1 protein-coding gene is annotated in these 352 nt (G+C 40.1%); it reads right to left on the bottom strand.

Annotation, left to right across the window (positions count from 1 at the left end; genetic code table 11):
- A partial coding sequence (locus SB749_RS18935) for a type I restriction-modification system subunit M N-terminal domain-containing protein (protein WP_410711661.1) occupies positions 1-177 on the bottom strand: 177 nt, incomplete at its 3' end.
- Between the last annotated feature and the right edge of the window lie 175 nt (positions 178-352).

The following is a 352-nucleotide window of genomic DNA, read 5'->3' on the forward strand; positions in this document are numbered from 1 at the left end:
CTCGGCCTTATAGCCATCGTAATGATCTTGCCATACGTCTGAGATGTACTTGAGAAATAGCATAGTCAAGATGAAGTCTTTATAAGTATCGGCGCTGATGGTTCCACGGAAGGTATCACAGGCGCTCCAAAGCGCTTTGTTTATACTGTCTTGGTTAATTTTTTCGTTTGCGCTCATTTTTAATTCGTCTCTTTAAGTAATTGCTGAAACATGCCTTGCAGCATGATTTCACGGTTTTTTAATAGTGCTTGGGTCGCTTTTTGTTCATGCTCCCATAGGTCATTCAAGTGCAGAACTTTCCATTGTGTTTCGATACATGGAACTTCGAGTTTTAACTGAGATACTGTTTTAG

It is taken from the genome of Brevibacterium sp. SIMBA_078, from assembly GCF_046534565.1.
GTDB lineage: Bacteria > Actinomycetota > Actinomycetes > Actinomycetales > Brevibacteriaceae > Brevibacterium.